Origin of the sequence: Neobacillus drentensis, from assembly GCF_021560175.1 — a bacterium.
In the GTDB taxonomy this organism is placed as follows: domain Bacteria; phylum Bacillota; class Bacilli; order Bacillales; family Cytobacillaceae; genus Neobacillus; species Neobacillus drentensis_A.
This window is the reverse complement of the sequence record NZ_CP091110.1, coordinates 994,820-1,010,548: the sequence shown is the minus strand read 5'-3', so window position 1 is coordinate 1,010,548 and position 15,729 is coordinate 994,820. Positions and strand designations below refer to the sequence as shown.

The following is a 15,729-nucleotide window of genomic DNA, read 5'->3' as shown; positions in this document are numbered from 1 at the left end:
TATCAGCAAGAAAAAGGCTATTGTCAGGAAACTGAAAAAGGCAACTGCCATAGTGGTTAGTTGCCTTTCTCACGAAATCATTATTTAGTCTGGATTATTAATATTTCATCAATGATTGGAATTTCCTTTTTTAATGTGGTTAAAAGTTCTTCCCCAATCTGATTGTCGATTTCGCAAATTGTAATCGCTGGACCATTGATTTTTGATCGTTCATTCGCCATACGTGCAATATTAAGCCCTTTTTGATAAAGAATGCCTGATAGCTCGGAAATGACCCCTTTTCGGTCCGTATGGTGAATCACAAGTGTCGTCCGTTCACCGGAAAACTTCAAGGGATAATCATTCAATTCCTGAACCTCTACTTTGCCGCCGCCTAAAGAACTGGCCAGTACCTTTACAGTCTGCGTTGCCCCAGATAATTCTACAAGCACCGTATTCGGATGGTAGCTTCCAAGCACTCGTTTCGTGAACTCGTATTGTAAGCCATTTTCCTCAGCAATGGATTTAGCTTGTGGAATGCCTCCATCCTTGGTTGTCATGCCCATTACACCGGCAATTAGTGCCAGGTCTGTTCCATGTCCTTGATAAGTTTCGGCGAAGGAGCCCATTAACGAAAACCTCACAAATAATGGTTGTTCGTTTAACAACTGGCGTGCAATATTGCCAATGCGGACAGCCCCAGCGGTATGAGAGCTGGATGGCCCCACCATGACAGGCCCGATAATCTCATAGGCACTTTGGTATTGCGCCGGTCCACTTTTACTGCTTCCCCCGAAAACCTGCTCTTTTAATTTTTTTCCTGTCGGAGTCCCGGCAAGTCCGCCAATCCCTGTTTCTCGCAGCGACTCTGGCATTTGCTGCCCGACTTCATGCATCACATGGATCACCTCATCCGGTGGAATGATGCTGACCACCCCTGCTAACGCCATATCTGCCGCAGCTTGGGCGGTAATTGCGTGCAACCCGTTCCGAAGGATACATGGAATTTCCACCAGCCCGGCGACCGGATCACAAACTAGTCCCAGTGAATTTTTCAAAGCAATTCCGATGGCATTTCCAACCTGCTTTGGAGTGCCGCCGGCAAGCTCAACTAAAGTGCCAGCGGCCATCGCAGTTGCTGAGCCGATTTCCGCCTGGCATCCGCCGGCAGCCCCTGATATGGAAGCTTTATTAGCAATCACCAAACCAAGGGCAGAGGCGGTAAACATTGACAGTACGATCTGCTCCCGTGTGAATTTTCCGCTGTTCAGAGCGTGAACAAGTACTGCCGGCAATATTCCTGCTGAGCCTGCAGTCGGTGTTGCCACAATCCGCCCCATTGCCGCATTAACCTCTGATACTGCTAGTGCATTGGCTGCGGCATTTAAAGTCACGGGATTGATAAAGGATTTTCCATTTTGGGCGTATTGGTGAAGTCGGTACCCATCGCCGCCTGTCAAGCCGGTACGAGACATGACAGCACTTGTCGTCCCCGTAAGGACAGCCTCTTCCATTACCTTAAATTGCTCGGCCATTTTCTCGATAATCGCTTCCCGCGGAATGCTCTTTTGCTGTATTTCAGTTCGGATCATTAATTCCGCAATCGTTATATTTTGCTGCTCGGCCAGTTCAATTACTTCTCTTAAACTCGTGAAAGACATAATATCACTCCCTCAAAGAAGACGGTCCCCATGCAAGAAGCATTAGAACCGTCCCCCTGTTTTATTTATTATACTGCTTTCGTTTTTGTGTCTTTTTCGTTTTCGGACTCGTCTAACGGTACGCGTTTTTCCATTTTTAACAGATAGAAAAGGGCTGTCATAATGGCAAGGAATCCAATTCCCGCGATTAACGGGATGCGTGTGCTTGGATTGATCGCCATACCGACAAGAACAACTAGTAAAAATACAATTGTAGCATAATTGCTATACGGTGTAAGAGGCATTTTAAATGGATGTTTTTCCATTGCATCAGCGTTTACTTTTCTAAATTTGATTTCACTGATGAGCAGTACAAACCATGGAATCATTCCTGGAAGTACACTCGCACTGTAAACATACACAAAGATGGATGGCGGTGCAACATAGCTTAACACAACACCAAAAGCCAAACCTATTAAAACCGTTATGGTTGAATAAACAGGAACTTTATTTTCCGATAATTTGGCAAAAATCTTTGGTGCCTGACCATTTTTTGCCAATGCGTAAAGCATTCGTGTTGCGCTGAAGATGCCGCTGTTACAGCCGCTCATTGCTGCCGTAATGACGACAAAGTTGATAATACCAGCTGCGGCTGTTATTCCAATTTTAGCGAAAACCGATACAAATGGGCTGCCAACTTGATTGAGCTCGTTCCAAGGATAAACAGTTACAATGACAAAGATAGCACCAATATAGAAAATTAAAATACGCCAAACGGTGGTTTTCACAGCATGTGTAATTGTTTTTTGCGGATTCTCTGCTTCTCCAGCCGTCATCCCTATTAGTTCCACCCCTTGATAAGCACCGATAACGATGGAAAGAGCAAAGAAGAATCCTTTAAATCCACCAGTGAAAAAGCCGCCGTTTTTCCAAATGTTTGAAAATCCAATGGCATGGCCGCCATTTCCGAACCCAAAGAGAATAATACCAATACCAGCAATAATCATAAAGACAATCGTTAACACTTTAATTAATGAGAACCAGAATTCAAATTCACCAAAGTTTTTAACCGAAATCATATTGGCAACGCCCAGAATCACCATTGCGACCACCCCTGGGACCCAGGTTGGCAAATGTGGGAACCAATAATGCATATACGCACCAACCGCAATGATTTCCGACATGCCGACAGTGATCCATTGGAACCAATAGCTCCAAGCAGTCAAATAACCAGCCAAAGGATGGATATATTTATTTCCTAGGTCAGCAAATGAACCGGTGGTTGGTTCCAAATAAAGCATTTCCCCCATCGAGCGCATAATGAAGAATAAGAAAAGGCCGGCAATTGCATAGGCAATCATAACCGATGGACCTGTCCATTTAATGGTACTGGTCGAACCCATAAATAAACCAACCCCGATTGTACCACCCAAAGCAATCATTTGAATATGACGCGCTTTAAGTCCACGCTTTAATTCCTGGTTTTTTGACATAAACTTCCCTCTTTCCCCTTGTTGTTTTAAACCGTTTCTTCTTGATGTTATTCTTTCCTTTAAACCAATATAAGTTCTCCAATCGGAACGTCCCATTTTTTCGCTAAGTTTTCGAGCATTGATTTTGTCATACGGTCTAAATCGTACTGTGGATTAAAATCCCATTCCTCCTTGGCAGCGGTCGCATCAATGGAGTTTGGCCAAGAGTCGGCAATCTGCTGCCGGACTGGATCCACTTGATAATCCATGGTAAAATCCGGTATAAATTTCCTGATGGAAGCAGCAATTTCTTCAGGTTCAAAGCTCATCGCTGTAATATTAAAGGCATTTCGATGTTTTAATCTAAATGAATCCGCTTCCATTAGTTTGATAATCGAATCAATCGCATCTGGAATATACATCATATCCATGTAAGTGCCTTGCGCAATATAGGACGTATATTTTTTGTTCCTTAATGCTTCATAGTAGATATCAACCGCATAGTCTGTCGTTCCTCCGCCAGGTAGTGTTTTGTAGGAAATCAATCCAGGGAAGCGGACGCCTCGGGTATCGACGCCAAATTTTGAAAAATAATAGTCACAAAGCAATTCGGCGCTGACTTTGGTGACACCGTACATCGTGTTTGGCCGTTGGATTGTATCCTGGGGCGTATTGTCTTTTGGCGTAGATAGACCAAATGCGCCAATCGAGCTTGGTGTAAAGAACTGTGCATTGGAATTCCGCGCCACCTCAAGTGCATTTACCAATCCGCCCATATTTAAATTCCAAGCCAGCAGCGGTTTTTTCTCAGCTGTGGCCGATAACAGCGCTGCCAAATGGATAATCGTATCAATCTGATAGTCATTAACCAGCTTCTGCATTTTCTCTCCATCCAGCACATCCAATGTATCAAATAAGCCATTTTCCACCACTGGGTTGCCATCTACATGGCGGATATCAGTGGCAAGGACATTTGTCTCTCCGTAGAGTTCCCTAAGCCTCAACGTTAACTCTGAACCGATTTGACCCAAGCTTCCAGTCACAAGTATTTTTTTCACCGTAAACAACCTCCTGAGTATTTCCCTTATCTAATGAACACATGGTATCAAGTTTTAACAGAGAGGGGACCTATTCCGGAAACAAGACCCTCTCCTGTTTATCTTCTAAACTTAGATGACGCCCAGCTCTTTTCCAACCTTTCCATATACAGCAAGCACTTGGTCCAGCATTTCTTTTGTATGGGCTGCAGTCGGCATATTGCGCACCCTGCCTGTTCCCTTCGGCACTGTTGGGAAGGTGATGGCTTTGGCGTAAACTCCCTCTTCCAGTAGACGGCGGGAAAATTGTTGCGTTAATGTTTCTTCTCCGATAATACATGGTGTAATCGGTGTTTCTGAATGTCCAATATCAAACCCTAAGTTTTTCAAGCCTTCTTTTAAATAGCGGCCATTTTCCCATAGCTGATCAACTCTCTCCGTTGATTCCGTCATGATGTTAATGGCTTCAATGCAGGCAGCAGCAGCTCCGGGTGTAAGTGATGTTGAAAATAAAAATGGACGGGCGCGTACTTTTAACCAATCAATCAATTGCTGGGTACCGGCCACATAGCCGCCCACGACACCAATGGCCTTGGAAAGCGTTCCAATTTGAAAATCAATTTGATCGGAAAGGCCAAAATGTTTAACCGTGCCGGCGCCATTGCCCATAACGCCTGATCCATGTGCGTCATCAACATATGTAAGCAAGCCATATTCTTCGGCGATTTCCACGATTTCCGGAAGCTTTCCCACATCCCCATCCATTGAAAAAACACCATCGGTAATATACATAATTTTTTCATAAGCGCCGCTTTCGACTGCTTCTTTTGCAACCCGCCTTAAATCATCCATGTCCTGATGCTTGACCCGAAGGATTTTTGCTCCGGATAAACGGCAGCCATCAATAATCGAGGCATGATTCAATTCATCAGAAATAATCGCGTCCTTCTTCGTCATGACTGCCGAGATTGCGCCCATATTGCAATTAAATCCTGACTGGAACGCAATCGCTGCTTCCGTATGCTTAAATTCGGCAATCCTTTTTTCCAATTCATTATGAATGGTCATCGTTCCGTTGATTGTCCGAACGGCACCAGCACCCACACCATACTGTTCTGTGGCTTCGTTCGCCTTTTGGATTAATCTTTCATGGTTTGCTAATCCAAGGTAATTGTTGGACGACATATTGATGACTTCTTTGCCATTGATTGTCACGATTGGGCCATTAGCTCCCTCTACTGTATCAATGACGTTATATAGCCCTTTCTCATGCAGCTCTTGCAGCTGGGGAGTTAATATCTCTTCTAAAACTTTTCTTGACATCGTATAAACCTCCATCGATTAACTTTTCAGTGAGAATTTCTTTTTATTCTCGATTAGGAAGAGTTAGGTTGAAAACGTTTTCATATACCTAGTTTATATCGTTTTTTGTCGCTTTACATTCCCATCTTTGTTGTATGTATCACCCATATTTGCCCTCCTTCACAATTTCGTCACATTCAACGACAAAAAAAGACCATTAAGTTTTAACTTAATGGCTTAATTTCAAAGAGATGAAAAGCATTAAAGGTCAGGATGGATTGTAAATAAAGCTCTGCTTCCACTTTTTCCTCATAAATTTGCAGATCAGGGCGGGTTCCCTGCTTGATAAAAGAAATGACCTCTTGGTCGTAAATATCCTGATGCTGCAAATTAATCCAGTTAATATAAAATTCACCGTTATTTTGGTCAAGAATGTGCTTGCGAATTTGGTACCGTCCAGGCGGCAGACCCGAAATCACGACTTTCTTTTCCTTTGTGATGGATTGCAAAAAGAAGCTCTCGACCGAATAAGAAGGATTAATATAGGAGGGGTTATAAACGACCAATTGATAGCCGCTTTCCCCCTTTGTCATGACAAAATCCTCACCTTCAGCTAAAATCCTCAAGTCTATTTTTTTCATTAGCTGAAAATTAAAATAAGCAGGGCGTTTAATTTGATAATAATAAAGGAGAGCAATTCCATTCATGGCAATATGGTCTTGATCCAGATTATTTTTTTCCAGCGAGTGGGTATCAATCCAAAACCCCAAACCGGTTATTTCCTTCATCGCATCCAGCATTTCTTTAAAAATAAGGGCTGAACGGAAAAAGGTGCCGCTTAAATCCATCGTATTCCCATATAGCGTATTCCAATCCGTAAGAAAGATCGGAATCTCCTCCAAACCGGCAGGAGATAAGCATTCCTTTAATCTGCTGCATGCTTTTTTTACATAATTTTTTACTCCTTCAAAAGTAAGATTATCCATATCGGTAAAATCCACTTCTTCATTCGGGTTGCAGGTGAAGCAGACCAGGTCACAACGATCGGAAATTTGCTTTAAAAAGTCATCAGCAGGACCGGGTATAGCCTTTCCTAAAGAAAACGGCACATGAAGACCCACTTTTGCGGCAGAGGCCCACTTTTTAACAGTTTGATAAAAATCTTGATAAAAGCTCTTTCCTGTCTCATCCCAAGCCGAGAAAACCAATTCAAACCGCCATTTGCCTACAAAGGCACCGCCAAAATAACTAAGACTGTGCTGTAAGAATTCATCAAGCTTTTTAAGATATTCAGAGCTTCTTTCTACTTCCTTTTCTACTTCTACGCGAATGAAAGGAACCAACCCTAATTGCTGAAAGCGGGTGAACAAGGCATCCATCTGATAAAATTGCCCACCGATTTGATAGAGGGGCGTTGTCATCGCAAAGCTGTCCGAAAAAAGGTTCGTAAAATAGATATAGTCAAAACCAAGTTCCTCTTGAATTAACTTTAAGTCTGCCTGCACCTCTTCGTGCAAAGCATATTCCAGCTGCCCAATCACCAGTACCTTTAAGGATTTTTCTTTGATAAAAATGGGCTCATGCGGCAGCTCCACATATACGGCTGAAGCAGCCGGTTCCATCAGCGTAGTGCTTTTCTCATTTCCTGAAATATATTTGCTGATTTCCATTAAAAAATTAGGCGATTGCAGTAAAGTATATTGTTCTGTTTCATGGTTCATTTCCTCGACATCCATCGGTTCCACTTTATGAAGGCTGCGATATTCAGTAGGTGTTTGCTGGTACATTTCTTTAAAAGCCTTATTAAACGCCTTCACATTGGGAAAACCATTATTCAGCGAGATCCGAAGAATGTTATGGTCGGTATACAGGAGCTCATGAACCGCTGATTTCAAACGGACATTTTTAACATATTGGGAGAAACTAACCCCAACTTCCTGCTTGAAATAACGCGATAAATAATAAAGAGACAAATACTGCTGCTTGGCGATTTCCTCCAATGATATCGGTTTGCGATAGTTTCTTTCGATAAAAGCCAGGAGCTCTCTAATTCTTTCATCCTTCATTTCGGTGAATTGATGACTTCCAAGGTGTGTGGTTTTAAAATTTCGAATCAACAGTGTAACTAACTGAAAAATCAGTCCGTTAATCTCGATCTCACTTCCATCCTGCTTTTGATAATAGGCAATCAAAATTTTCGCCATTAGTTGGCGAATTTGATCAAAAAGCAGATACAGCCCGTTACCCTCTTTGGATGAATTGCAGTTAAAATAACACTCATGGATATTCGGATAATGCTGCTCGATTAGATCCAAGGGGACTTGTAACGATAAGACCACATTCTCCTTATTCCCTTTAATAGAGCGAATATCATTGGCATTTATAAGCAGAAGATCATTTTCGGCTAATTGGAAGGAACTTTGATTGACCGTAACCTCAATTTCTCCCCTTATAATAAGAAGAATCTCAATTCCTAAACGGATATGGTGTGAGTAATATTCAATGTTTTGTATACTTATTTGATAAGAATCATCTTTTATTGGCTTGTTCATGAATATTCACCTCAGGATTAGATTAAACACATGGTATGCACATAAAGAATAGACTAGAGTCTTTAACTCTAGCCTTTTTACTTCGTTATTCAGAGGGAGACGTTTAATGACGTACAAATGATGAAGCAATGTCCGACAAGAACAAAGAACTCTTTTAATGTTCTAATGAAGAAGCTAAATATTAATAAACGTTAATTGTTATAAGAAAAATGAAAAGGGAATACCCAATGTGGGTTAGCTTCCTTCTTTTAAAATGAGTTGTGAAACACACTCTACATGCGCCGTATGCGGGAACATGTCCACAGGTTGAATATATTTCACCTCAAACTTCGCACTTAAAGTTTGAATATCCTTTGCTAACGTAGAAGGATTACAAGATACATAAATAAGCTTCTCTGGCTTCACCTGCAAAATGGTTTGAAGGAGCTGATTGTCTAGTCCGGTTCTTGGTGGATCGACCACAATCACATCCGGTTTCCACCCTTTTTTGACCCATTTCGGCAATACCTCTTCCGATTTACCCGGGACATATTTTGTATTAGTAAACCCGTGACGCTTGGCATTTTTCTTAGCATCATCAATCGATTCAGGGATAACGTCCATTCCGCGGACCTCTGCCGCTTGGTCAGCAAGCCATAATCCAATTGTCCCAACACCACAGTAAGCATCAAGGACCTTCTCGTTTCCTGTCAGGTCTGCGGCTTTTTTCACTTCATCATAAAGCTTGACGGTTTGAATAGGGTTCAGCTGAAAGAACGTTCTTGCTGATAATTCAAATTGAAGATCTCCTAGTGTTTCCTGAATGAATTCTTCACCCGCCAGCGCGAGAGTTTCTTCTCCAAAAATTAATGAGGTTTTTTCACCATTTATGTTTTGAACAATAGATTTCACTTTAGGGAGCCTTTTTTGGATTTCCTCAATAATAGATACCTTTTTAGGCAAATCATTTTGGGTGGTAATCAGGACTACCTGCAGCTCGCCTGTTTCCACACCTACACGTGCAACAATCGTTCTAACAATTCCTTTTCTAGTTTTTTCATTATATATAGGGATCTGCAAGTCTTGGAGGATCGACTTTACAGTTGTTACCGCTTCATTTGTTTGCGAATGCTGGACCGCACAATGCTCAATATCAATAAGCTGGTGTGAATTCATGCCATATAATCCAGCTAAGACTTTGCCATTTTTCTGTACTACCTGAAAACTGCTTTTATTCCGGTAACCCCAAGGATTTTCCATCCCAATCGTTTCGCGGATATCAAGTTTAGCCACATTCAGCTTCGTATGCCGTTCCAGGGATTGAATAATGATATCGCGTTTTTCTTTCAATTGCTGGCCATATTGTAAATGCTGTAACTGGCAGCCGCCGCATTGCTCGTAAACCGGACAGGGTGGCTGAACACGATGAGGTGACTTTACACGAATTTTTTTAATTTGTGCCTCGGCAAATTTGGGGTTAATTTTGGTTGCCTCTACGACCACTTCTTCACCAGGAAGAGCACCTGGCACAAAAACGACCTGCTTTTTAAAATAACCCACGCCTTCTCCATTGATCCCGAGCCTTTTGATGGTTAACGGAAAGGTTTGTTTTAATTGTATTTTAATACCTTGTTCGGTTTTCATTTTTCTCACTCCAAATTTATAAAAAAGCTTGAGTTGTATTATAGCATGTTTTAATACGAAAAGCCGAATTCTGTTGAATCTAGCTTGGTAAATGGTTGCTAAGGTATCGAGAACAAGCTTAAACAGCAATTCCAACTGCCTTGTATAGAAAGACAATAATTACTAAAATTGTTGTTTTTATATAAAAATCCATATTGACTTCCATCTTGTAATATAAGATTCTTGTAAAAAAAGGAAATAATTTGAGGTGAAGAATTTTTGAAAGAGGCACTGCATGTTATCGATAACGATGTAATTACACTGCCCAATTCGACAACCACGGATGAAGTAAGTAATTTAAAGAAATTGGCAGAGAAGAACTTATTTCATTGCCCCTATTGTAAAGCGAAATTAATAGTAAAATATGGCGACGAAAAAGGATTATATTTTTCACATATGCACTCAGAGGCTTGTGAAGAATCTAGGAAAATAGATAAAGCTGAAAAAAAGTACAAAAAGCAAATTGAAAGAGAAACCAAAGTTCATCAAGTCATACAAGCTATTCTTCATGACGAACTTACTACCCAGGCGAAGAATAATCCTCAACTTGAGGTCAATTATGGTTACAAAGCAAAACCTAGTTTAAAAGAATATCCAGATATTTGGGTAAGAATTGGCAATCGAGAATTTGCTATTTCCGTTGTTACCAATGTTACATCAACAGCAGACTCCAATTTGTCAAATCAAATTAGTAAAAGACATCAAACCTTTCTTGAGCATGGGATGGAACCTATCTGGTTTATTGAAAAGAAGGAACAATCGATTGAAAAGGATAAAAATTCAATCGTGTTGTGGGATGCAGAATTAACGATTGCCGCGAAAACGACAGAAGATCAAGAATGGGATTCCATATTATCAGACGTGGTAAAAGACGAGATGTTTTTTACTTATTTTAATTACCCCGTGTCACACGGTCATCTTTCGATAGATGTAAGAAGTATGTATTACATATATTCTAATGGGGATCGAATTGTGGTCAAAGTGCAGCGACTATTAAAAGATCGAATCGAAAAGCCATACCGCGCCTTTCTTTTAAACGAGGGCTATGAGATTCCTTTTGCAGATGCGCTTGTTATCAAAAATGGATTCGTATTAAGTAAACCAGAAATAGATCAACATGAGCGTGAAGACTTTTTAAAAAGGTATCAGCATTTACGGGATGAATATCATGAAAAATTGAGAGTTAAAGAAGCTGAGCAACAAAAAGTATTACAAGAAGCTAATGAGCAGGAAGAACGACTTAAAGCAGCAAGAGAAGAAGAACAGAATTGCAAACATCAACTACGACAAGAAATGATAAAACAAAGAGGTACTTCAAATATCCCTAGAAAGATGAATTACGAAGAACTTAAATCACTTTTGAGAGTAAATATTAACTTAATTCAGCGAGAGCAGATGGAACTTTGGTCAACAATGCCAGGACTTAGGCATAATTATCAGTTTGTATGGGATTTAGTGGTGGAGAATAAATGTAAATCATTTGATGAATTAAGACCGATTCTTCAGACGGCATTAAGTAAAAGAAGGTAGTTTTTAAACACACAGCTGGAGCCATGTTTAACCCTAACATACCCGATTGCAGTGTTAATTCCTTTCAAATAACAAAAAAGGGCAACCGCCCAAATGGGTTAGTTGCCTTCTTTTACAATTTATTCTATCTGCTAATCACTTTATTTAGAAATTGAACCAATCTTGGATTTTCATTATTGGTGAATATTTCTTCCGGTGTTCCTTTTTCTACAATAACCCCTTGGTCCATAAAAATGACCTGATCTGCGACATTTTTAGCAAATGACATTTCATGTGTTACCACAACCATCGTCATCCCCTCATCTGCAAGGTCTTTCATTACTTTTAGGACCTCTCCGACCAATTCGGGATCAAGTGCTGAGGTAGGTTCATCAAATAACAACACAGCTGGATCCAACCCCATGGCACGAGCAATCCCCACCCGTTGTTGTTGTCCACCTGATAATTGATGCGGGTACATATCAGCTTTATCTCGCAAACCCACTCTGTCTAGTAAAGCCAAAGCTTTGTCCCGAGCTGCTGTTTTTTCTCGCTTTAAGACATGAATCTGGCCTTCCATTACGTTCTCTAGCGCAGTTAAATGCGGGAATAGATTATAATTTTGAAATACCATTCCTGATTGCTGGCGAAATGATGTTATCGTCGAGGATGACAATTTTGTTTTTCCTGAAAAATCAATGGACTTTTCGCCTAAAGTTATTTTTCCTGACTCAGGAATTTCTAGTAAATTTAAGCAGCGCAAAAATGTCGTCTTGCCTGAACCGGAAGGACCGATAATAACGGCTGTCTTGCCTTTCTCGATGGATAAATTGATTTCCCGAAGGACCTCCAATTCTCCAAATCGCTTCGCCACTTTTTCAACTGAAATCATATATTTCCCTCCCTCCATTATCTAGCAACGCCTTTTTCATAGCGCCGCTCAAGCTTCGATTGCAGATTAGATAGGAAGGTACAAAAAATCAAATAAATAAATGCCACTTCAATATATAACCATAGGGGTTCATAAGTAACTGAAGCAATTTGTTGACCTTTTTGAAACATTTCTGTAACCGTTATCGTCGCTGCTAGGGAGGTATCTTTTACAAGACTGATAAAGGAATTCCCAAGCGGCGGCAGGGATACTCTTACTGCTTGCGGCAGGATAATTCTCCGCATCGCCTTCGACTTTGTCATTCCAATTGAAAAGGCAGCCTCCCATTGTCCTTTTGGGATGGATTGGATGGCGGCACGAATAATTTCAGAGCTATACGCACCAACATTTAGGGTAAAACCGATGACGGCTGCCGGAAATGGATTTAACGTGATTCCCATGCTTGGCAATCCATAAAAGAGGATAAAAAGCTGCACTAATAATGGTGTGCCGCGAAAAATCCACAAATAAAATCTCGCAATTGCATTCAATTGCTTTATACTCGACAAGCGTGCTAAAGCGGTCAAGAAAGCAAGAATAATCCCTAATGCAAAAGAAATCAATGTTAAAGGGATTGTAAAATACAATCCCGCTTTTAAAAGTGGAAAAAAGGAATCACTTAGGATTCCCATTATCCGATGTAAACGATCATCTGCCATCAATTTGAATCAATCCTTTACTTAGAAACATCTTCTCCAAAGTATTTCTTGGAAATTTTCAAGTAGGTTCCGTCTTTTTTCATATCTGCTAATGCTTTATTTACAGCCTTAACTAATTCAGGGTTGTCTTTACGGAATAAGAAAGCATTTTTTGTAGCGTTTGGTTCTGTATAAACAACCTTAATCGGTAAATCAGGACGTTGTTTCTTTAGATCTAAATAAGAAAGACTATCATTAATGGTTCCATCAATTCGTTTAGAAGTAATTAAATCAATTGCTTGGTTAAAACCGTCAACCACTGTATTAGTTGCCCCATGTTTTTCAGCAATGACCCGGTAATTGCTATCTAATGACTGTCCAACTTTTTTACCTTTTAAATCATCAAGCGATTTAATCGTATTATTTTCTGATCCTACAACCAATACTGCTTTTGAAGCGATATAAGGATCGGACATATCGTATTTTTCAAGGCGCTCAGGGCGAACCGCCACTTCGTTTGCAACCATATCATAACGTTTCGCATCAAGGCCGGCAATCATTCCGTCCCATTTTGTTTCAATAAATTTTGGCTTAATGTTTAGACGCTTAAATACTTCTGTCGCAACTTCAATATCAAAACCGGTTAATTTATCGTTATTATCATGAAAGGTAAATGGAGCATAAGTACCTTCAGTACCTATTGTTATCTCACCTTTCGCTTTAATTTGATCATAAAGTGATTTATTAGCAGTTGATGCTGAATCATTCTTTTTCTCTGTATTGTTACATGCAGCTAGTGCAAACAATAAAAGTATGCTTACAATAGATAGTAAATATTTTCTCACAATTAATCCCCCATATTCTTATCGGTATTGTTTATTTTTTTACATTAATCCAGAAATTCTATTATGTCAACAAAATAGTTTTATTATAGTAAAAGACTTTTTAAAAAGTAGAAAATGCAAAAAGCCGAATTCAGGTTGAATTCAGCTTTTTGCATTTATTTCGGTTTAGGAAAATCATCAAGGCTTTTAAATTTATAGCCCCTCTTTTTCAAATCTTTAATCGCTTGTTCTAATGCATCCGCATTATCTTTTGAAACCGAATGAAGCAGGAGGACACAGCCTGGATGAACTTGCCTCATGATATTATTGTAGGAATATTGCCAGCCTTTTTGCTGATTAATATTCCAGTCCACGAAAGCAAGTGACCAAAAGACATGTGTGTAGCCCTCTTCTTTGGCAATTTTCATGGTTCTTTCACTAAATACACCCCGAGGCGGGCGAAGATACTTCATTCCTTTTTGCCCGGTTACTTCTTGTGTTTTAACCTTTACTTTTTTTAGCTCTTCCCGAATTTTTGCATCACCAACAGCCGTAAAGTCTGGATGGCTCCAGGAATGATTGCCGATGATATGTCCTTCTTTTACCATCTGCTTGGCAAGCTCAGGCTGTGAGTTTAGAAAGTGGCCTGTCACAAAAAAGGTTGCTGGGACTTTTTCTTTTTTCAAGACTTTAAGAATTTTCGGAGTGTAGCCATTTTCATAGCCGCTGTCAAAGGTAACATATAAGATTTTTGAGTTAGGGTCGCCTTTATAAAAAGCCCCGTATTTGGCTAAGAGTTGATCATACTGAGCACCCGCTTCCGGCGGAATCTCGTTTTGGGCTTTTTTAAACCCCCAGTTAATCGGCTGGTTGGATACCGCCGCATAGGTACTTGTCGGGATTATTAAGCACATGATGGCAAGAAAGGTGATTAAGCGTTTCATCCATGTTCCCCCTATTATTTTGTTCATTTTAGTGTTTGTTATTAAAGGGAAAAGGATGATTAGTATTTATAGGAAATCTTTAGGGGGGGTGGTAGGAGCGGCCCTTGGTTGAACCTGTATAAGGGAAATTTAATAATGATATGGTATAGGTGGTAGCCCGTGAAGATGGAACGTGAAGGAATGACCGTAATTCCATGTTTGTAAACGAGGAATTTCCTAACAAAAAGTAATCTCTTACTGCATTCAGATAGGCATCTTGGGAAACAAATTTGCAGGTAGGACACTGCCAAATCTTCCTATGATAATCCATTGAAAAAGAAAGACACTTGGGGCATTGGACGCCGGTAACTACTTCAGTTTTTGAAATTTCAAATTTTTCATAGAGGTCTGTATATAATGGGGTATGTTTCTTTAGAAGCAGTTTTTTTATTTTTTCCAAGGTTTTGTTATCTAGTAGCTCTCGATTATAACGGTGATATAGTCCGTCTAATTTTTTTAGTAAGTCACTTAACCGGCAGACTTTCTTTGCAGCTTCTGTATATCCAGGACTAATAACTAGTTCAGTTGAGGATCTGCAAATCACCACAAGGGATTCTATTGGGACAGCTGGTATCTTATTTTTTTCTAAAAAATAATTTAACAATAGATTATGACGGTTGGCCTGGGAAATAGGATTTTCATAAATAACTCTTTTTCCATCATAATCTTGGATCATTTGATTCGGTTCTATAGTTAGTTTTCCTGAGTGATTTTTACCATCTAACATAAATATTCCTCTCGAGCAGAGAAGCAGGGCATCAATTTGGAAGTAGGCATTCTCACCATATTGTAGACGAAGATCGTGGAAAATATAGAACCTTTGCGGCGGTATTTGGTTTAAATAATAATTTATTTTCCTTTCGCCATTATATCCTGATCGTAAATTTTTGATAAAAGATTTTAAATCGGAAATTCTAGGATGATTTGGGGGAATTCTTTTCTCAAGAGCTTCCGCTTTTTGCAAAATAATTGGTACTTTTAAGTTTTTAACAAACAAAATTCATGCCTCCTTTCATAATGAAGAATATTTTCGTTTTATTTGAGGAATTATCCTTTAATAATTACATGAACTTTTTATGAATTTAATAAAATAGGGCATCTTGTTATAGGAATTCTACAAAGTTGATGCTGATTTCTACAAAACAGTGGAGGAATTCTACAATTATTTAATTTATTCTACAAATCAAGGCTTCAATTCTA

12 protein-coding genes are annotated in these 15,729 nt (G+C 39.8%); 1 reads left to right on the top strand and 11 read right to left on the bottom strand.

Features of this window, described 5'->3' with window-relative positions:
- Window positions 1–80: 80 nt before the first annotated feature.
- From sdaAA to rlmD, 6 genes are all read right to left on the bottom strand, one after another.
- Window positions 81–1,640 carry an L-serine ammonia-lyase, iron-sulfur-dependent, subunit alpha gene (gene sdaAA, locus L1999_RS29535; RefSeq protein ID WP_275677368.1) on the bottom strand — a complete coding sequence of 520 codons (1,560 nt, stop codon included), beginning with the start codon at window positions 1,638–1,640 and terminating at the stop codon, window positions 81–83.
- Window positions 1,641–1,708: 68 nt separating this feature from the next.
- Complete coding sequence (locus L1999_RS04765; RefSeq protein WP_235742525.1) at window positions 1,709–3,112, bottom strand: amino acid permease; 1,404 nt, start codon at window positions 3,110–3,112, stop codon at window positions 1,709–1,711.
- Window positions 3,113–3,171: 59 nt separating this feature from the next.
- Complete coding sequence (locus L1999_RS04760) at window positions 3,172–4,149, bottom strand: L-threonine 3-dehydrogenase (protein ID WP_235742524.1); 978 nt, start codon at window positions 4,147–4,149, stop codon at window positions 3,172–3,174.
- A gap of 111 nt (window positions 4,150–4,260) precedes the next feature.
- Window positions 4,261–5,451 carry a glycine C-acetyltransferase gene (locus L1999_RS04755; RefSeq protein ID WP_235742523.1) on the bottom strand — a complete coding sequence of 397 codons (1,191 nt, stop codon included), beginning with the start codon at window positions 5,449–5,451 and terminating at the stop codon, window positions 4,261–4,263.
- A 203-nt stretch (window positions 5,452–5,654) separates the two neighbouring features.
- Entirely contained in the window at window positions 5,655–7,982 is a 2,328-nt protein-coding gene (locus L1999_RS04750; protein WP_235742522.1) for a helix-turn-helix domain-containing protein, read from the bottom strand.
- Between the two features lie 234 nt (window positions 7,983–8,216).
- Window positions 8,217–9,605 carry a 23S rRNA (uracil(1939)-C(5))-methyltransferase RlmD gene (gene rlmD / locus L1999_RS04745; RefSeq protein WP_235742521.1) on the bottom strand — a complete coding sequence of 463 codons (1,389 nt, stop codon included), beginning with the start codon at window positions 9,603–9,605 and terminating at the stop codon, window positions 8,217–8,219.
- Between the two features lie 258 nt (window positions 9,606–9,863).
- On the opposite strand from rlmD, the gene L1999_RS04740 reads away from it, so the two are divergent.
- Window positions 9,864–11,174 carry a competence protein CoiA family protein gene (locus L1999_RS04740; RefSeq protein ID WP_235742520.1) on the top strand — a complete coding sequence of 437 codons (1,311 nt, stop codon included), beginning with the start codon at window positions 9,864–9,866 and terminating at the stop codon, window positions 11,172–11,174.
- A gap of 124 nt (window positions 11,175–11,298) precedes the next feature.
- Here the strand turns inward: L1999_RS04740 and L1999_RS04735 are convergent, their stop codons facing one another.
- The 5 genes from L1999_RS04735 to L1999_RS04715 all read right to left on the bottom strand — a co-directional run bounded on the left by L1999_RS04735 (window position 11,299) and on the right by L1999_RS04715 (window position 15,526).
- A complete protein-coding gene (locus tag L1999_RS04735) occupies window positions 11,299–12,045 on the bottom strand; it encodes an amino acid ABC transporter ATP-binding protein (protein WP_235742519.1) in 747 nt (248 codons plus the stop codon).
- 17 nt (window positions 12,046–12,062) lie between these two features.
- Window positions 12,063–12,743 (bottom strand): amino acid ABC transporter permease, encoded by a 681-nt coding sequence (locus L1999_RS04730; RefSeq protein WP_235744251.1) that lies wholly within the window; start codon window positions 12,741–12,743, stop codon window positions 12,063–12,065.
- 17 nt (window positions 12,744–12,760) lie between these two features.
- Entirely contained in the window at window positions 12,761–13,567 is an 807-nt protein-coding gene (locus tag L1999_RS04725; protein WP_235742518.1) for an amino acid ABC transporter substrate-binding protein, read from the bottom strand.
- Window positions 13,568–13,722: 155 nt separating this feature from the next.
- Window positions 13,723–14,490 (bottom strand): delta-lactam-biosynthetic de-N-acetylase, encoded by a 768-nt coding sequence (gene pdaA, locus L1999_RS04720; protein WP_235742517.1) that lies wholly within the window; start codon window positions 14,488–14,490, stop codon window positions 13,723–13,725.
- Between the two features lie 79 nt (window positions 14,491–14,569).
- Complete coding sequence (locus L1999_RS04715; RefSeq protein WP_235742516.1) at window positions 14,570–15,526, bottom strand: nuclease-related domain-containing protein; 957 nt, start codon at window positions 15,524–15,526, stop codon at window positions 14,570–14,572.
- Window positions 15,527–15,729: the final 203 nt, after the last annotated feature.

Excerpts from the sequence above, each read along its gene's own strand:
- L1999_RS04730 (WP_235744251.1), bottom strand. The coding sequence starts at position 12,743 with ATGGCAGATGATCGTTTACATCGGATAATGGGAATCCTAAGTGATTCC.
- rlmD (WP_235742521.1), bottom strand. The coding sequence starts at position 9,605 with ATGAAAACCGAACAAGGTATTAAAATACAATTAAAACAAACCTTTCCG.
- pdaA (WP_235742517.1), bottom strand. The coding sequence starts at position 14,490 with ATGAAACGCTTAATCACCTTTCTTGCCATCATGTGCTTAATAATCCCG.
- L1999_RS04735 (WP_235742519.1), bottom strand. The coding sequence starts at position 12,045 with ATGATTTCAGTTGAAAAAGTGGCGAAGCGATTTGGAGAATTGGAGGTC.
- sdaAA (WP_275677368.1), bottom strand. The coding sequence starts at position 1,640 with ATGTCTTTCACGAGTTTAAGAGAAGTAATTGAACTGGCCGAGCAGCAA.
- L1999_RS04755 (WP_235742523.1), bottom strand. The coding sequence starts at position 5,451 with ATGTCAAGAAAAGTTTTAGAAGAGATATTAACTCCCCAGCTGCAAGAG.
- L1999_RS04765 (WP_235742525.1), bottom strand. The coding sequence starts at position 3,112 with ATGTCAAAAAACCAGGAATTAAAGCGTGGACTTAAAGCGCGTCATATT.
- L1999_RS04750 (WP_235742522.1), bottom strand. The coding sequence starts at position 7,982 with ATGAACAAGCCAATAAAAGATGATTCTTATCAAATAAGTATACAAAAC.